Below are 16,982 nucleotides of genomic sequence, written 5' to 3' on the forward strand. Positions count from 1 at the left end.
ATACGCAGCCGGGCTGAACACTATGGGCGCACAGTGGCAAACGGAACCAGACAAGACGCAGGCTGCCGCAGAACAACCGGATACTCCCGCATTGCCCAAACGTCCCCGCCGGCGCTATGGCTGGTGGCTGTTCGGCCTGCTGGTGCTGGGGGCCCTGGTACTGCTGGGCCTGGCGATCGCCCGTGAAATGCACACCTCGCGCCTGCAGGCGCGCGAGTTCAGCCAGTTCGCCGCCACCCTGAGCTATTCGATGCACAAGGGCCCCAGCGATGCCGTCATCTACCCGGGCGAAGGCCCGTTCGACAAGCGCCTGGGCTACAGCGCGCTGGGCGAGTTTCTGCCGCGGCTGTTCAAGCGCGATTACGTGATCGTCGAGCAGGCGCGTTTTTCGCCGGCGCTGATGAACTATGTGCAGCACGGGTTCTTCGTGCCCTATGCCGAGAAGATCCAGGCCGGCCTGTCGATCACCGACTGCAAGGGCGACGCGCTGTACCAGTTCCATTACCCGCAGCACCTGTACCCGGATTTCGCCTCGATCCCGCCGGTGATCGTGCACAGCCTGCTGTTCATCGAGAACCGCGACCTGCTCGACCCCGCCGATCCGCGCAGCAACCCGGCGGTGGACTGGCCGCGCTTCGCCATGGCCGCCTACAGTCAGGTCGCCAAGCACCTGGCCCTGCCCGGCCAGTCGGCCGGCGGCAGCACGCTGGCCACGCAGCTGGAAAAATACCGCCACTCCCCCGATGGCCTCACGGTGTCGGGCAGCGAGAAACTGCGCCAGATGATTTCGGCCAGCGTGCGCGCCTACCAGGACGGGCCGCAGACCCTGGGCGCACGCCAGCGCATCGTGCGCGACTACCTCAACAGCGTGCCGCTGTCGGCGGTGCCCGGCCACGGCGAAGTGCACGGCATGGCCGAGGGCCTGCGGGTGTGGTACGGCGCCGACTTTGCCGAGGTCAACAAGACCCTGGCCAGTACCGACAGCGACCCGGCCAGCCTGGCCGCACGTGGCCTGGCGCTGCGCCAGGTGCTGTCGCTGATGATCGCCCAGCGTCGCCCGTCGCACTTTCTGTCCAAGGGTCGCAACGAACTGGCCACCCTCACCGACAGCCACGTGCGCCTGCTGGCCGCCAACAACATCATCGACCGCCCGCTGGCCGATGCCGCGCTGGCAAGCAAGGTGGTGTTTCGCGACTGGGTGGCGCAGCCGACCATCGTGCCCATCGTCACCAACAAGGGCATCAGCGTGGCCCGCAGCCGCTTGTCGTCGGCGCTGGGGCGCCCGCTGTACGACCTGGACCGCCTCGACCTGTCGGCCACCAGCACGCTGCAGGCCGACCTGCAGGGGCAGGTCAGCGAGTACCTCAAGAGCCTCGCCGACCCGGCCTTTGCGGCGCAGATGGGGCTGATTGGCGAACGCCTGCTGACCCCCACCAGCACCACCCAGGTGCGCTACAGCTTCACCCTGCTGGAACGCACCGCCGACGGCTCGCGGGTACGGGTACAGACCGACAGCACCGACCAGCCGTTTGACATCAACGAGGGCAGCAAGCTTGAGCTGGGCTCCACCGCCAAGTTGCGGGTGCTGACCCAGTACCTGGAAATCATCGCCGAGCTGCACGACAAGTACGTCGACATGACCCCGGCCCAGTTGAGCAAGGTGGAGGTGGCCGACACCGACTTCATCAGCCGCTGGGCCCTGGATTACCTGGCCCGCAACAAGGACCGCAACATCACCGCGATGCTCGACGCGGCGCTGGAGCGCAAGTATTCGGCCAGCCCCGGCGAAGCCTTTTTCACCGGCGGCGGCATGCATGTGTTCAACAACTTTCGCCGCGAGGACAACGGCCGCATGCCGACCCTCAAGGATGCCCTGCGCGAGTCGATCAACCTGCCCTTCATTCGCCTGATGCGCGACCTGGTGCGCTACAGCACCTATTCGGCACCGGGCAACAGCGGCAAGTTGCTCAAGGACGATGCCGAGCCGCGGCGCCAGGAGTACCTTGCCCGCTTCGCCGACCGCGAGGGCACCGACTTCATGCGCCGGTTCTGGAAGAAGTACCAGCGCAAGACCTCCCAGGAACGCCTGGACACCTTTCTCGACAGCCTGCGGGTCACGCCGATCCGCCTGGCCGCCGTGCACCGCTACCTGTTCCCCGAGGCCGACCAGGCCACCTTCAACGCCTTCGTGCGCGCGCACATGAAGGCCGAGCCAGGGGCGGCCAAGCGGCCACCGCTGAAAAAGGACCAACTGACCGACCAGCGTCTGGAAGGCCTGTATGCCGCCTACGGCCCGGGCACCTACGACCTGCCCGACCAGGGCTACATCGCCCGGGTGCACCCGCTGGACCTGTGGCTGCTGGGCTACCTGCTGAAGAACCCCACCGCAAGCTTTCAGGACGCGGTGCTGGCCAGCCATTTCGAACGCCAGGAAGTCTACAGCTGGCTGTTCAAGAGCCGGCACAAGGGCGCCCGTGACAGCCGTATCCGTACCATGGTCGAGATCGAGGCGTTCCTCGACATTCACCAGCGCTGGAAGCGCGTGGGCTACCCGTTCGATCACCTGGTGCCATCGCTGGCCACCGCCATCGGCAGCTCGGGCGACCGCCCGGCGGCGCTGGCCGAGCTGGTGGGCATCATCCAGAACGACGGCGTGCGCCTGCCGGTGCTGCGTATCGACACCCTGCACTTTGCCGCCGACACGCCCTATGAACTGCGCCTGGCCGGCGACCCGGACCGGGGCCAGCGGGTGCTGTCGGTGGAAGTGGCGCGGGCCCTGCGCGGGGCCATGTCGCAGGTGGTGGACGCCGGTACGGCACGACGGGTGTCGGGGAGCTTCAAGCTGCCCGATGGCACCCTGCTGACCATGGGCGGCAAGACCGGCACCGGGGACAACCGCATCGAGAGCTTCGGTGCTGGCGGGCGGCTGATCGGTTCGCGTTCGTTGAACCGCACCGCGACGTTCGTGTTCTTTCTGGGCGACAACCATTTCGGCACCTTGACGGCGTTCGTGCCGGGGCGCGCGGCCGAGGCATTCAAGTTCACCTCGGCGTTGCCGGTGCAGGTGCTCAAGGGCATGGCGCCGATACTGCTGCCATACCTGCAGCCGGGGGGCAACACGTTGTGCACGCCGCCGCTGGTGGCAACGCAAGACCTTTCGAAGCCCTGACGCCATTCGCTCGCCTGCACCAACCACACGCTTGCGTGCAGGAGCCGGCCTTGCCGGTGAAACAGATCAGCGCCAAATGCGAAAAATAATCATCTCCACGTCTTGCGTTAAGATATATCTTGAGTAATATCTTTAGATACATCGAAACGCAGACAGGAGACAGTCCATGCGTGACCATCACCCACCCCACCGCGACAGCGGCGAGCGCCATGACGGCTTCGAGCGCCGGCACGGCCGTGAACGCGGCGACCGTGGCCCCCGCGTGTTCGCCCCCGGCGATCTCAAGTTGCTGCTGCTGGCCATGCTTTCGGAAAAGCCCGGCCACGGCTACGACCTGATCCGCCAGATCGAGGCCGAGTTCGACGGCGGCTACAGCCCCAGCCCCGGCGTGATCTACCCGACCCTGACCTTCCTCGAAGAGAGCGAGCTGATCAGCGGCGAAGTCCACGGCAGCAAGAAGCTCTACAGCGTCACCGACGCCGGGCGCCAGTCGCTGGTCGACCAGGCCATCGCCCTGGACGGCGTGCGCACGCGCATCGAGGTGAGCAAGCGCTCGATGCGCGTGCACGACCGTCCGCCGGAAATCCATGAAGCCGTCCACAACCTGCGCCATGCCCTGCAGATCCATGCCGGGCGCTGGAACCCCGCAGAGATCGAGCGGGTACGCACCCTGCTCAACGACACCGCAAAAGCCATCGTTGCCGGCCCGGCAACCCCCACCCAGGAGACTTCCGAATGACGGACAGCCCCAACCTTTCGATCCATCGCGTCAACCACGAGATCAAGCGCCGCCGCCTCGAGGTACTGCGCGTGACCGAGCTGACCCCGCGCATGCGCCGCATCACCCTCGGCGGCGCCGAGCTGCAGGGCTTTCTCAGCGTCGGCAGCGACGACCACGTCAAACTCATGTTCGCCTGCTCCCCCGAAGAACAGGTGGCCCTGGACAACCCCGGCGCCACCGACGTGCGACCGACCATGCGCGAGTACACCCCGCGGCGCATCGACCTGGCCGCCGGCGAGCTGGACCTGGACTTCGTACTGCACGGCGACGGCCCCGCCTCCACCTGGGCGGCCCAGGCCGAACCCGGCCATTACCTGCATATCGCCGGGCCACGCGCCTCGCTGGTGGTGCCGGACATCTTCGACAGCTACCTGCTGGTGGGCGATGAAACCGCCATCCCGGCCATCGGCCGCCGGCTCGAAGAGTTGCCAGCCGGACGCAAGGTGCTGGCGGTGATCGAAATCGAGGACGACCAGGAACGCCAGCCACTGCCCAGCGCGGCGCAGGTCGAGGTGATCTGGGTACGGCGCCACCAGCAGGACGTGCTGCAGGTGTTGCGTGACCTGAGCCTGCCGTCGGGCACGCTGTACACCTGGGTTGCCCTGGAAAAGGCGCTGACGCGCAAGGCCAAGAGCCTGCTGCTGGAAGAGAAAGGCGTTAACGAGGCGTACCTCAAGGCGGCCGCCTACTGGCGACTGGACCCCAACGACGAGGAATAAGCGTCGACCTTCAGGGTTGCGCCTGGGCCCGTGCCAGGCGCCTGCCCTGCCAGCGGTCGAGGACGATCAGCAGCACGCCGACCAGAATGAAGCCCCCCAGCATGGCCAGCGCATTGATCAGCACCTGCGCATAGCCCAGGCTCGCCACATCGACGAACGGGTACGGATAGAAACCGATACCGTGACCGCGCGCCAGCACATACGCAAAGTACCCCAGCGGGTACACCAGCCAGCCCAGCAGGTGCGTGAAACGCAACTGCCCCTTGGGCACGCACCACCACCAGTACAGCGCATAGGCCGCCGGCATCACGTCGTGCAGCAGCTCATCGGCCAGCCACTGCCAGCCCTGCGGTTGCCACAGGTGACGCAGCAACAGGCTGTAGGCCAGCGCCACGAACACGATGCTCACCGCCACCCCGGAACTCACCCAGGGCGACAGCCACCAGCGCCGCGCCGCCGATTCACGGCCAAAGGCCGCCTGGGTCAGCACCGTGGCCACCAGGGTATTGCTCAACACCGTGAAATAACCGAACAGATTCACCAGCCCGCCCAGCAGGCTGGCCTGATCCTGCCAGCGCGCCAGCAGCACCAGATACAGCTGGATGGTCAACGCCGCCCAGCCAAGGCCCGCCAGCAGGCCGATGCCCATGCGACGGTCAGCCACCGGCATCGGCTCAGCGACCGCGTTGCAGCTTCAGGTACAGGCGCTCGACCTTCTCCCGCGCCCAGGGCGTCTTGCGCAGGAAGGTCAGGCTCGACTTGATGCTCGGGTCACTCTTGAAGCAGCGGATATCGATGCGCTGCGCCAGCCCTTCCCATTGGTAGTGCGCCACCAGCGCGGTGAGGATCTGTTCCAGTGTCACGCCATGCAGCGGGTTGTTGTCAGCGGCAGTCATGCCTGTGCTCCAGCCAAACGAAGGTGCGCACCTTAGCCCAGGTGCGGCGGCGCGTCAGCACCTGGTGCGGCCTTTCTCGATCAAGGGCACCTGAGGTGATTCTAGTGACCACGAAGGCTCTGGACAGCACCTTGGCATTTATTGTTTTACGGTAATGTTATATTGTAACCAAAACGATAACTGCCAAGGACCCCACTATGCGTCACCTGCCGCTCCACCTCTCCCCCCTTGCCGCCGCACTGTGGCTGGCCTCGCTGCCCAGCCACGCGGTTGAACTGCAACCCCAGGTCATCACCGCCAACCCGTTGGGCACCCCGCTGGCAGCCCCCAGCAGCGTGCTCGAAGGCGACACATTGACCCTGCAGCAAAAGGGCAGCCTGGGCGAAACCCTGAACACCCAGCCCGGCGTCGCCTCCACCTGGTTCGGCCCGGGCGCCAGCCGCCCGGTGATCCGCGGCCTGGACGGCGACCGGATCCGTATCCTGCGCAACGGCGTGGGTGCACTGGATGCCTCTTCGCTGTCGTACGACCACGCCGTGCCACTGGACCCGGTGAACGTCGAGCGCGTCGAGATCGTGCGCGGCCCGGCCGCCCTGCTCTACGGTGGCAATGCCATCGGCGGGGTGGTCAACACCTTCGACAACCGCATCCCCGACGCGCCGGTGCAAGGCATTCATGGTGCCGGCGAGCTGCGCTACGGGGGCGCCGACACCACCCGCAGCAGTGCGGGCAAGCTGGAAGCCGGCGATGGCCGCTTCGCCCTGCACCTGGACGCCAACAGCCGCCAGTTCAACGATTTGCGCATCCCCGGCTACGCCCGCAGTTCGAAGGTGCGCGATGCCGACGAACCCGGCGGCAAGCATCGCCTGGAAAACAGCGACGGGCGCCAGGACGGTGGTGCCGTCGGCGGTTCGTACAACTGGGAACACGGTTACGCGGGCCTGTCCTACAGCCGCTACGATGCCAACTACGGTTCGGTGGCCGAGCCCGGCGTGCGTCTGGCCATGGAACAGGACCACTACGCCTTTGCCTCCGAACTGCGCGACCTCGACGGCCCGTTCAGCTCGCTCAAGTTCGACGCCGGCTACACCGACTACAAGCATCAGGAGCTGGAAGGCGGCGAGGTGCATACCACCTTCAAGAACAAGGGCTACGAGGCCCGCGTCGAGGCTCGGCACCAGCCGCTGGGGCCGGTGGAAGGCGTGATCGGCGCCCAGGTCACCCGCAACGAGTTCTCGGCGTTGGGCGAAGAAGCCTTCGTGCCGCAGACCGATACCGACAGCCTGGCGCTGTTCGTGCTCGAACAGTGGAAGGCCACCGACCGCCTCGACCTGAGCCTGGGCGCACGCCTGGAGCACACCCGGGTCGACCCCGACAGCCAGGGCAGCGAACGTTTCGCCCAGGCCGACAGCGCCAGCAGCTTCACCGCCGCCAGCCTGTCCTCGGGTGCGGTGTACCAGTTGACCCCGGTGTGGTCGCTGGCCGCCAGCCTGGGCTACACCGAACGTGCACCGACCTTCTACGAGCTGTATGCCAATGGCGCTCACGTCGCCACCGGCACCTACGAGGTGGGCGACCCGGGGCTTTCGAAGGAGAAGGCGATCTCCAGCGACCTGGCCCTGCGCTTCGACAACGGCACGCACAAGGGCAGCGTGGGCGTGTTCTACAGCCATTTCCGCAACTACATCGGCCTGCTGGCCAGCGGCAACCTGCGCGAAGGGCATGATCACGATCACGGGGATGACGATCACGACCATGATCACGAGCATGGCGACGTGCCCGAATACCTCTATCACGGCGTGCGCGCCCGCTTCTACGGCATCGAAGCCCAGGACCGCTGGCAACTGCTGGAAAACGCCTACGGCAGCTTCGCCCTGGAACTGTCTGGCGACTACACCCGCGCCAAGAACCTGGATACCGGCGAAGACCTGCCACGCATTGCCCCGCTGCGCCTGAACAGCGGCCTGACCTGGAACCTTGAACGCTGGCAGGCACGGGTCGACGTGCAGCATGCCAGCAGCCAGCATCGCAAGCCGGCCAATGAAACCAGCACCGACGGCTACACCACCCTGGGGGCCAGCGTGGGCTATCGCTTCGAGATCGGCCAGAGTGAATGGCTGGCCTTCGTGCGCGGCGAAAACCTCACCGACCAGACCGTACGCTATGCCAGTTCGATCCTGCGCGACATCGCCCCAGCGCCGGGTCGCAGCGTCCAGGTAGGCCTGCGAACCACCTTCTGAACCCACACCGTTGCCGGATTGTTACCCATCCGGCAACGGTCACTCTTGCTGATCCGGCTTTTTTTCCGGCACGTTCGCCTATATCCTCCCCGCCTCAAGCTGAACCGCTTCACCTATTCCTGATACTGCCTTGCCCTCGACGATGCCTGCATCTCGGGCAATTTGCCGTTCTTCCAACAATCAAAAGACAGCGCTATCTCATGCATCAGTTCCATCATCTGCCCCCCGCCGCCGCGACCTTGCTGGCAGGCCTGGCCGCCAGCACCCTGGCCTGCAGCCTGCAGGCCGCCCCCCTCTTCGACGGCGACTCGCCCTGGATGCTCGGCGACTGGGGCGGCACACGCTCGGCGCTGGCCGAGCGCGGCTACGACTTCACTCTGGGCTACACCGGGGAGATGGGCAGCAACCTGCACGGTGGCCACGACCACAGCAACACCGCCCGCTACAGCGACCAGTTCAGCCTGGGCAGCCACCTGGACCTGCAGAAGATCCTCGGCTGGCAGGGCGCCGAATTCCAGTTGACCGTGACCGAGCGCCACGGCAACAACATCAGCAACGATCGCATCAACGATCCGCGGGTGGGCGGCTTCACCTCGGCCCAGGAAGTCTGGGGCCGTGGCCAGACCTGGCGGCTGACCCAGATGTGGTTCAAGCAGACGTACCTGGACGGCGACCTCGACGTGAAGGTCGGGCGCTTCGGCCAGGGCGAGGACTTCAACAGCTTCCCCTGCGACTTCCAGAACCTGGCCTTCTGCGGCTCGCAGGTGGGCAACTGGGCCGGCAGCATCTGGTACAACTGGCCGGTGAGCCAGTGGGCCCTGCGCGTCAAGTACCACCTTACGCCGGAACTCTACGCCCAGGTCGGTGCCTACGAACAGAACCCCTCCAACCTCGAGCGCCAGAACGGCTTCAAGCTCAGCGGCAGCGGCACCCAGGGCGCAGTACTGCCGGTGGAACTGGTGTGGACGCCGGCCATCGACGGCCTCAAAGGGGAATATCGCGCCGGTTACTACTACAGTAGTGCCAAGGCACAAGATGTTTACAAGGACGGCAACGGCCAACCGGCAGCCCTCAGTGGCCAGGACTATCGCAGCAGCTCGAGCAAGCACGGGTTCTGGCTGGGGGCACAGCAGCAGGTGACGTCGTTGGCCAGCGATCACTCACGTGGCCTGAGCGTTTTTGCCAATGCCACGCTGCACGACAAGAAGACCAATGCCATCGACAACTATGTTCAGGCAGGTGTGGTTTACAAAGGGCTGTTCGATGCCCGCGCCAAGGACGACATCGGCTTCGCCCTCGCTCGCGTGCACGTCAACCCGGCCTATCGCAGGAACGCCGAGGCCCGCAACCGCGCCAATGCCCTCTTCGACTACGACAACCCCGCCTTCCTGCCCGTCCAGGACACCGAGTACAGCGCCGAGCTGTATTACGGCATCCACCTGGCCCAGTGGCTGACCGTGCGCCCGAACCTGCAGTACATCCGCCACCCGGGCGGGGTCGGGCACGTGGACGACGCGCTGATCGGCGGCCTCAAGATCCAGAGCAGCTTCTGAACGGGCCCTGCGGCTCGAACCTTTTCACCTTGATGGAGAACACACGATGAGCACTGATGGTGCCTTGAGTAGAACCCGCTGGCTGCCGAGACTGCTCGGCGTGCTGCTGTTGCTGATGGGGCTGGCACTGCTGGCCGGCGGTATCAAGCTGAGCCAGCTCGGCGGCTCGCTGTATTACCTGATCGCCGGTATCGGCTTTGCCCTGTCGGGCGTGCTGCTGCTGGCACTGCGCCGCACCGCGCTGGGCCTGTACGGCCTGGTGCTGCTGGGTAGCACCCTGTGGGCATTGTGGGAGGTCGGCCTGGACTGGTGGCAACTGGTACCGCGCCTGTCGCTGTGGTTCGCCCTGGGCGTGGTGTTGCTGCTGCCGTGGGCACGCCGCCCGCTGCTGGGCCAGCCCGGCAAGCTCAACACCGGGCTGCTGAGCCTGGCGGTGGTGCTGTCGGGCGCCACCGCAGTGGCAAGCCAATTCACCTTCCCGGGTGAAATCAAGGGCGAGCTGGGCCGCGACAGCACCGAGCTGAGCAGCACCGCGCCGGCCATGCCCGATGGCGACTGGCAGGCCTACGGGCGCACCGAATTCGGTGACCGCTACTCGCCGCTGCGCCAGATCACCCCGAACAACGTGCACAAGCTCGAAGAGGCCTGGCGCATTCGCACCGGCGACCTGCCGACCAGCGATGACCCGGTCGAGCTGACCAACGAGAACACCCCGCTCAAGGTCAATGGCAAGCTGTATGCCTGCACCGCGCACAGCAAGGTGCTGGCCCTGGACCCGGATACCGGTGCCGAGATCTGGCGCTTCGATCCGCAGATCAAGAGCCCGGTGGGCTTCAAGGGCTTTGCCCACATGACCTGCCGTGGCGTGTCGTACTACGACGAAAACAACTACGTGAACATGGACGGCGCCCCTGCGCCGAAAATCTCCGAAGCCGGCCAGGCCGTGGTGCGCAGCTGCCCGCGTCGCCTGTACCTGCCCACCGCCGATGCGCGCCTGATCGCGATCAACGCCGACACCGGCAAGGTCTGCGAAGGCTTCGGCAACCAGGGTGTGGTCGACCTGACCCAGGGCATCGGCCCGTTCACCGCCGGTGGCTACTACTCCACCTCGCCTGCCGCGATCACTCGCGAGCTGGTGATCATCGGTGGTCACGTCACCGACAACGAGTCCACCAACGAGCCCTCGGGGGTGATCCGTGCCTACGACGTGCATGACGGTCGTCTGGTCTGGAACTGGGACAGCGACAACCCGGACGAGACCGCACCGCTGGCACCGGGCAAGACCTACAGCCGCAACTCGGCCAACATGTGGTCGCTGGCCAGCGTCGACGAGAAGCTGGGCATGGTGTACCTGCCACTGGGCAACCAAACCCCTGACCAGTGGGGCGCCGACCGCACCCCAGGTGCCGAGAAGTTCAGTGCCGGCATCGTCGCCCTGGACCTGGCCACCGGCAAGGTACGCTGGAACTACCAGTTCACCCACCACGACCTGTGGGACATGGACGTCGGCAGCCAGCCGACCCTGCTCGACCTGAAGACAGCCGACGGCGTCAAACCTGCGCTGATCGCCCCGACCAAGCAGGGCAGCCTGTACGTGCTCGACCGTCGTGACGGCAGCGCCATCGTGCCGATCCGCGAGATCCCGGCGCCCCAGGGCGCGGTCAAGGGCGACCACACCGCACCGACCCAGGCCCGCTCGGACCTGAACCTGCTGGGCCCGGACCTGACCGAGGCGGCCATGTGGGGCGCCAGCCCGTTCGATCAGATGCTGTGCCGTATCCAGTTCCGCGAACTGCGCTACGAGGGCCAGTACACCCCGCCGTCGGAGCAGGGCAGCCTGATCTACCCGGGCAACGTGGGCGTGTTCAACTGGGGCGGCGTGTCGGTCGACCCCGTGCGTCAGCTGCTGTTCACCAGCCCCAACTACATGGCCTTCGTGTCGAAGATGGTGCCGCGTGCCGAAGTGGCCGAGGGCAGCAAGCGCGAAAGCGAGACCAGCGGCGTGCAGCCCAACACCGGCGCACCTTACGCGGTGATCATGCACCCGTTCATGTCGCCCCTGGGCGTACCGTGCCAGGCCCCGGCCTGGGGCTATGTGGCCGGTATCGACCTGACCACCAACAAGGTGGTGTGGAAGCACAAGAACGGCACCAGCCGCGACAGCTCGCCGATTCCGATCGGCCTGCCGGTGGGTGTACCGAGCATGGGCGGCTCGATGGTGACGGCCGGCAGCCTGGGCTTTTTGAGCGGCACCCTGGACCAGTACCTGCGTGCGTATGACGTGAACACCGGCAAGGAGCTGTGGAAATCGCGCCTGCCGGCTGGCGGCCAGGCCACGCCGATGACCTACACCGGCAAGGATGGCCAGCAGTACGTGCTGGTGATGGCTGGCGGGCACGGTTCGCTGGGCACAAAGATGGGCGATTACGTGATCGCCTACAAACTGGCGCAGTGATCGACCGCTGAACCTGGGCTGCCGTGCAGCCCTTCGCCGGCAAGGCCGGCGCCTGCAGGACCATGTGACAGCATGGCCCTGCAGGCGCCGGACTTGTCGCTGAAGGGGCCGCCCGGCCTGCACATACCTGTCCGCCCATTGAAACCTCCCCCCTCCCGCCCCATCTAAGCACCATAGTCATTCACGCAGGTGCCCCATGAGCGACCAGCAGGATCTCCCCGAACATCCCGACCAAGACGCTGAAGTCGAGCATCTCGACGCCTCCGACCACACCGGTCGCACCCTCGCCATCCCCGGCCAGCAACTGCCGGACAAGGTCTACGTGATCCCGATCCACAACCGCCCGTTCTTCCCCGCGCAGGTACTGCCTGTGATCGTCAACGAAGAACCCTGGGCCGAGACCCTGGACCTGGTGGCCAAGACCCCGCATCACAACCTGGCGCTGTTCTTCATGGACACCCCGCCCGAAGACCATCGCCACTTCGATACCTCGGCCCTGCCGCTGTACGGCACCCTGGTCAAGGTGCACCACGCCAGCCGCGAGAACGGCAAGCTGCAGTTCGTCGCCCAGGGCCTGACCCGCGTGCGGATCCGCACCTGGCTCAAGCACCACCGCCCGCCCTACCTGGTGGAAGTCGAATACCCGCACCAGCCCAGCCAGCCGACCGACGAGGTCAAGGCCTACGGCATGGCCCTGATCAACGCGATCAAGGAACTGCTGCCGCTCAATCCGCTGTACAGCGAAGAGCTGAAGAACTACCTCAACCGCTTCAGCCCCAACGACCCTTCGCCGCTCACCGACTTTGCCGCCGCCCTGACCTCCGCCACCGGCAACCAGCTGCAGGAAGTGCTCGACTGCGTGCCCATGCTCAAGCGCATGGAAAAGGTGCTGCCGATGCTGCGCAAGGAAGTCGAGGTGGCACGCCTGCAGAACGAGATCTCTGCCGAGGTGAACCGCCAGATCGGCGAGCACCAGCGCGAGTTCTTCCTCAAGGAACAGCTCAAGGTCATCCAGCAGGAGCTGGGCCTGACCAAGGACGACCGCAGCGCCGACCTGGAGCAGTTCCAGCAGCGCCTGGCAGGCAAGACCCTGCCCGCTGCGGCGCAAAAGCGCATCGACGAAGAAATGGGCAAGCTGTCGATCCTGGAGACCGGCTCGCCCGAGTACGCCGTCACCCGCAACTACCTGGAATGGGCCACCGCCCTGCCCTGGGGCGTGTACGGCAAGGACAAGCTCGACCTCAGGCATGCACGCAAGGTGCTCGACCAGCACCACGCCGGCCTGGATGACATCAAGGATCGCATCATCGAGTTCCTTGCCGTGGGCGCCTACAAGGGCGAGATCAGCGGTTCGATCGTGCTGCTGGTGGGCCCGCCGGGCGTGGGCAAGACCAGCATCGGCAAGTCCATCGCCGAGTCCCTGGGGCGGCCGTTCTACCGCTTCAGCGTCGGCGGCATGCGCGATGAGGCCGAGATCAAGGGCCACCGGCGCACCTACATCGGTGCCCAGCCGGGCAAGCTGGTGCAGGCGCTCAAGGACGTCGAGGTGATGAACCCGGTGATCATGCTCGACGAGATCGACAAGATGGGCCAGAGCTACCAGGGCGACCCGGCCTCGGCCCTGCTCGAAACCCTGGACCCGGAACAGAACGTCGACTTCCTCGACCATTACCTGGACCTGCGCCTGGACCTGTCCAAGGTGCTGTTCGTGTGCACCGCCAACACCCTCGATGCCATCCCCGGGCCGCTGCTCGACCGCATGGAGGTGATCCGCCTGTCCGGTTACATCACCGAGGAAAAGGTCGCCATCGCCAAGCGTCACCTGTGGCCCAAGCAACTGGCCAAGGCCGGCGTGGCCAAGGCCAGCCTGGGTATCAGCGACAGCGCATTGCGCACGGTTATCGAAGGCTATGCCCGTGAAGCCGGGGTGCGCCAGCTGGAGAAGCAACTGGGCAAGCTGGTGCGCAAGGCCGTGGTGCAGTTGATCGACACACCCGATGCAGTGATAAAGATCGGCCCCAAGGACCTCGAAGCTTCACTCGGCATGCCGGTGTTTCGCAGCGAGCAGGTGCTGTCGGGCAAGGGCGTGATCACCGGCCTGGCCTGGACCAGCATGGGCGGCGCCACGCTGCCGATCGAGGCGACCCGCATCCACACCCTCAACCGTGGCTTCAAGCTCACCGGCCAGCTGGGCGAGGTGATGAAGGAATCCGCCGAGATCGCCTACAGCTACGTCAGCGCCAACCTCAAGCAGTACGGTGGTGAGGTGGGCTACTTCAACGAGTCGTTCATTCACCTGCACGTGCCCGAAGGGGCCACGCCCAAGGACGGCCCGAGTGCCGGGGTGACCATGGCCAGCGCCCTGCTGTCCCTGGCACGCGACCAGGCACCGAAAAAAGGCGTGGCCATGACTGGCGAGCTGACCCTGACCGGGCAGGTATTGCCGATTGGCGGGGTACGCGAGAAGGTGATTGCGGCGCGTCGGCAGAAGATCCACGAGCTGATCCTGCCGGAGGCCAACCGCGGCGACTTCGAAGAACTGCCCGGCTACCTGAAGGCCGGCCTGCAGGTGCATTTTGCCAGGCGCTTCAGCGACGTGGCCAAGGTGCTGTTCTGAAACAGCGGTAACAGAAACAGCGCGGGCTGCAGGCAGCCCGCGCGGGCACCCGGCAGCGAAGCGTGAGAATCTTCCCAACGCAGCACACTTTCCCTATTATCGGCTGCCCGGACCCTCCCCGAGCCAGGAGTCATGATGACCGCATCCCGTGTGTTACTGAGTTCGAGCCTGATACTCCTGGCCAGCTGTGCCAGCCAGCCCACACCTCCACAGCCGCTGCTGGTGGAAAAACAGAGCCAGTGCCCGGTCACGCTCGATGTCGGCCAGGCCATCACCCTGGCGTTGCCCAGCAACCCCAGTACCGGTTATCGCTGGCTGCTGCAGAATCCGGCCAACGGCGTACTTGCGGCGCTGGGCCCCGAGGTCTACAGCAACCCCGAAGACACCGGCCTGGTGGGCAGTGCCGGCCGATCGCTGTGGCGCTTCAAGGCCAGCGCCAGCGGCAGCGGCCACCTGCTGCTGGTGTATCAGCAACCCTGGGCACCGGAGGTCAAGCCGGCGATGAGCTTCGACTGCGACATCCAGGTACGCTGAGGCTGCGCCGCGGAGCATTTACTCGAGGCGTTTCTGAAGACGCCTGGCGCACTCTTCGATGAATGACCACTGGGCCAGGAAATTCTTGAAGTGAATGACGAATCTGGCCAGTTGCTGACTGTCCTGCATGCTGTGCAACTTGCCGATCGAGGCGTCCAGATAGGTCTCGATGAACTGCCAGGCGGTCTGCAGGTGCGACGCAGCAGTGGTGACGTCTTCCAGGCGTACCACCAGATTTCGCATGCGCTGCGCCAGTAGCCCCAGGTTCCCTTCCTTTGTGCCGGATGCCACCAGGCGCTCGATCTTGCGCCCCAGTGCCGGCCTCAATTCGAACCGGGCGTCATCACGAAACCTGTCGGTCTCCTTGCGTACTTCACCGACCTGGAACTGGAAGACGCCCGCCGAGTTCTTGAGGTTGGCCACCCACCGTGCCATCTCCAGCACAAGGGTTCGGTCTGGTGCATCCAGTTGCACGGGCACCTCGAACTGCACGCCTTGCCAAGCCTCCCTGCGCCCGCCCAACGCCTTGGTACGTTCACAGGCCAGCAGCGCACGCTCGCCTGACAGGCTGATGGAGCTGGCGCAGTTGATCAGCGCGATGGGCAACTGAATGCTTTTCTGCTTCAACCGCCCCCATGAGTCGGCGTGGAGGTTGATGCGATGGAACAACACCTGCATCGGGTAGAAGTCGAGCTCGGGGTCCGGGTGACGGTAGTATCCCAACCACTGCAGAAAGGCCTCCCGCCGGGTCGGTATCGCCATCACATGGTCCATGTAGGCATCCAGCACGGCAACGTGTTCGCGGGTGAACGTCAGGTCGATTCGCCCCTCCTCCTCCAGATCCTGCACCAATTGCAGCGGAATCAGGGCTATCTGGGTATCCAGCTCATCCTGAGGCAGTGGATGCCTCAGTCTTTGAATAATGTTGTTCATTGTGGTCATCACCAGAGCAATCCAGAAGCCGCAAGGCGCTGCTGGCCAGTAACGCCTGCAGCGCCTTGCGCCCTTCACTCAAAGGCCGGCAACATACTCGGCCTTGATCTTTTTCTTGTAGGCTTTCAACGCCTCGACCAGCTCGCTGACCGCTCTCAACGCCTGCACATCGTCGATGCTGCAGGCGATGAGCCGATCCCAAACCGGCTTCAGTTGCACGGCGATGCGCCTGATGCCGGCCAGCCATTGCTCGCGTGACGTGACCAGCTCGGCATAAGCCTCAAGGTGCTGGCACTGGGCCTGGAGGCGCGTCTTGTCCCGTGCCATCGCGGTCAGTTGCAGTTGCAGTTCATCGTGCTGCTTCTGCATCCCTCGGCGCTGCTCGAGCATCGTTGCATAGCGCATGCCTTCCATTGCCGCACCGATGATTTCGCCAATTTTCTTCAGCGCGCCTTGCACTGCCTCGACCGACAGTCCGCCCGTGGCGATGACATCCGCCGCCGCCTTGAGCTGCTCGGTGGTCGGCAACAGGCCGCCGAAGGTGGATTCCACCTTGGCCGCCTCAAGTACCTTGATCGCCTCGTCAAGACTGGCCAGGGCCTCGCGCCGCACGGCCAGTTCGTCTTCGCAGGCCTTGCGATTGGCCGCCAGCCTGTCGAGCTCGCCCTGATAGCGAGCCTTGTCGGCACTGGAGTCATAGACCGGGATGGCCGTGATCTGAGCCGTGGCCGTGCGCAACTGCCCCAACTGATCGTTGAGCTTGACGGCAATCTCGCCGATGGCGTCCTGTGCCACCTCCAGATACTGCGCAATGTCCTCGGGATCATCGTTCGGGTCGATGTCCTTTTCGAGGCCGCCCAGGTCATTGCTCTTGATCGCGACGATGATGCGATCGGCATGGCGCATCAGTTGCTGGAGGTTGTCGTCAAGACAGCGTGCATTGCGCTCCACACGCTCGTGCAACAGGGGCAGGAAGGCATAGCGGCTGTCCTGGGCGGCCTTCAGGTAGGCGGCACCGGCACGCAGGACCCTGTCGAACTGCGGATCATCCCAGCCCAGCGGAAATTGAAGAATGTTGCTCATGG

12 protein-coding genes are annotated in these 16,982 nt (G+C 65.3%); 8 read left to right on the forward strand and 4 right to left on the reverse strand.

The annotated features are described in order from the left end of the window. Positions 1-22: 22 nt before the first annotated feature. The 3 genes from KH389_RS21110 (at position 23) to KH389_RS21120 (ending at position 4,669) form a co-directional block, all read left to right on the forward strand. Complete coding sequence (locus KH389_RS21110) at positions 23-3,169, forward strand: transglycosylase domain-containing protein (protein ID WP_088515478.1); 3,147 nt, start codon at positions 23-25, stop codon at positions 3,167-3,169. A gap of 166 nt (positions 3,170-3,335) precedes the next feature. Next, the gene (locus KH389_RS21115; protein ID WP_054914759.1) at positions 3,336-3,908 is read left to right on the forward strand and encodes a PadR family transcriptional regulator; all 573 of its coding nucleotides are present in this window, start codon (positions 3,336-3,338) and stop codon (positions 3,906-3,908) included. Continuing rightward, complete coding sequence (locus tag KH389_RS21120) at positions 3,905-4,669, forward strand: siderophore-interacting protein (protein ID WP_058540958.1); 765 nt, start codon at positions 3,905-3,907, stop codon at positions 4,667-4,669. Before KH389_RS21115 ends, KH389_RS21120 begins: the two co-directional genes overlap by 4 nt. A 10-nt stretch (positions 4,670-4,679) precedes the next feature. On the opposite strand, the gene KH389_RS21125 is transcribed toward KH389_RS21120, so the two are convergent. After that, positions 4,680-5,318, reverse strand: a complete 639-nt coding sequence (locus KH389_RS21125; protein ID WP_412547293.1) for a Pr6Pr family membrane protein — start codon at positions 5,316-5,318, stop codon at positions 4,680-4,682. Positions 5,319-5,343: 25 nt separating this feature from the next. Continuing rightward, the gene (locus tag KH389_RS21130) at positions 5,344-5,565 is read right to left on the reverse strand and encodes a VF530 family protein (RefSeq protein ID WP_043862005.1); all 222 of its coding nucleotides are present in this window, start codon (positions 5,563-5,565) and stop codon (positions 5,344-5,346) included. Positions 5,566-5,762: 197 nt separating this feature from the next. On the opposite strand from KH389_RS21130, the gene KH389_RS21135 reads away from it, so the two are divergent. From KH389_RS21135 to KH389_RS21155, 5 genes are all read left to right on the forward strand, one after another. Then, a complete protein-coding gene (locus KH389_RS21135; protein ID WP_054914763.1) occupies positions 5,763-7,805 on the forward strand; it encodes a TonB-dependent receptor in 2,043 nt (680 codons plus the stop codon). Positions 7,806-8,005: 200 nt separating this feature from the next. Then, on the forward strand, positions 8,006-9,358 hold the full coding sequence (locus tag KH389_RS21140; RefSeq protein WP_058540955.1) for a carbohydrate porin: 1,353 nt from the start codon (positions 8,006-8,008) through the stop codon (positions 9,356-9,358). A 46-nt stretch (positions 9,359-9,404) separates the two neighbouring features. After that, a complete protein-coding gene (locus KH389_RS21145; protein ID WP_213606185.1) occupies positions 9,405-11,813 on the forward strand; it encodes a glucose/quinate/shikimate family membrane-bound PQQ-dependent dehydrogenase in 2,409 nt (802 codons plus the stop codon). Between the two features lie 196 nt (positions 11,814-12,009). Next, positions 12,010-14,430 (forward strand): endopeptidase La, encoded by a 2,421-nt coding sequence (gene lon, locus KH389_RS21150; RefSeq protein ID WP_043862009.1) that lies wholly within the window; start codon positions 12,010-12,012, stop codon positions 14,428-14,430. Between the two features lie 135 nt (positions 14,431-14,565). Further along, positions 14,566-14,964: a protease inhibitor I42 family protein gene (locus KH389_RS21155; protein WP_043862010.1), complete on the forward strand. Its 399-nt coding sequence runs from the start codon at positions 14,566-14,568 to the stop codon at positions 14,962-14,964. Positions 14,965-14,982: 18 nt separating this feature from the next. Here KH389_RS21155 and KH389_RS21160 read toward each other — a convergent pair whose 3' ends face one another. Both KH389_RS21160 and KH389_RS21165 read right to left on the reverse strand, forming a co-directional pair. Next, positions 14,983-15,897 (reverse strand): hypothetical protein, encoded by a 915-nt coding sequence (locus tag KH389_RS21160; RefSeq protein ID WP_054914765.1) that lies wholly within the window; start codon positions 15,895-15,897, stop codon positions 14,983-14,985. 78 nt (positions 15,898-15,975) lie between these two features. Further along, the gene (locus KH389_RS21165; RefSeq protein WP_104572015.1) at positions 15,976-16,980 is read right to left on the reverse strand and encodes an alpha-xenorhabdolysin family binary toxin subunit B; all 1,005 of its coding nucleotides are present in this window, start codon (positions 16,978-16,980) and stop codon (positions 15,976-15,978) included. Between the last annotated feature and the right edge of the window lie 2 nt (positions 16,981-16,982).

Source organism: Pseudomonas qingdaonensis (genome assembly GCF_018398475.1).
GTDB classification, from domain to species: Bacteria; Pseudomonadota; Gammaproteobacteria; order Pseudomonadales; family Pseudomonadaceae; genus Aquipseudomonas; species Aquipseudomonas palmensis.

Excerpts from the sequence above, each read along its gene's own strand:
- KH389_RS21115 (WP_054914759.1), top strand. The coding sequence starts at position 3,336 with ATGCGTGACCATCACCCACCCCACCGCGACAGCGGCGAGCGCCATGAC.
- KH389_RS21110 (WP_088515478.1), top strand. The coding sequence starts at position 23 with ATGGGCGCACAGTGGCAAACGGAACCAGACAAGACGCAGGCTGCCGCA.
- KH389_RS21120 (WP_058540958.1), top strand. The coding sequence starts at position 3,905 with ATGACGGACAGCCCCAACCTTTCGATCCATCGCGTCAACCACGAGATC.
- KH389_RS21140 (WP_058540955.1), top strand. The coding sequence starts at position 8,006 with ATGCATCAGTTCCATCATCTGCCCCCCGCCGCCGCGACCTTGCTGGCA.
- KH389_RS21135 (WP_054914763.1), top strand. The coding sequence starts at position 5,763 with ATGCGTCACCTGCCGCTCCACCTCTCCCCCCTTGCCGCCGCACTGTGG.
- KH389_RS21145 (WP_213606185.1), top strand. The coding sequence starts at position 9,405 with ATGAGCACTGATGGTGCCTTGAGTAGAACCCGCTGGCTGCCGAGACTG.
- KH389_RS21130 (WP_043862005.1), bottom strand. The coding sequence starts at position 5,565 with ATGACTGCCGCTGACAACAACCCGCTGCATGGCGTGACACTGGAACAG.
- KH389_RS21125 (WP_412547293.1), bottom strand. The coding sequence starts at position 5,318 with ATGGGCATCGGCCTGCTGGCGGGCCTTGGCTGGGCGGCGTTGACCATC.
- KH389_RS21165 (WP_104572015.1), bottom strand. The coding sequence starts at position 16,980 with ATGAGCAACATTCTTCAATTTCCGCTGGGCTGGGATGATCCGCAGTTC.
- KH389_RS21160 (WP_054914765.1), bottom strand. The coding sequence starts at position 15,897 with ATGAACAACATTATTCAAAGACTGAGGCATCCACTGCCTCAGGATGAG.
- lon (WP_043862009.1), top strand. The coding sequence starts at position 12,010 with ATGAGCGACCAGCAGGATCTCCCCGAACATCCCGACCAAGACGCTGAA.
- KH389_RS21155 (WP_043862010.1), top strand. The coding sequence starts at position 14,566 with ATGACCGCATCCCGTGTGTTACTGAGTTCGAGCCTGATACTCCTGGCC.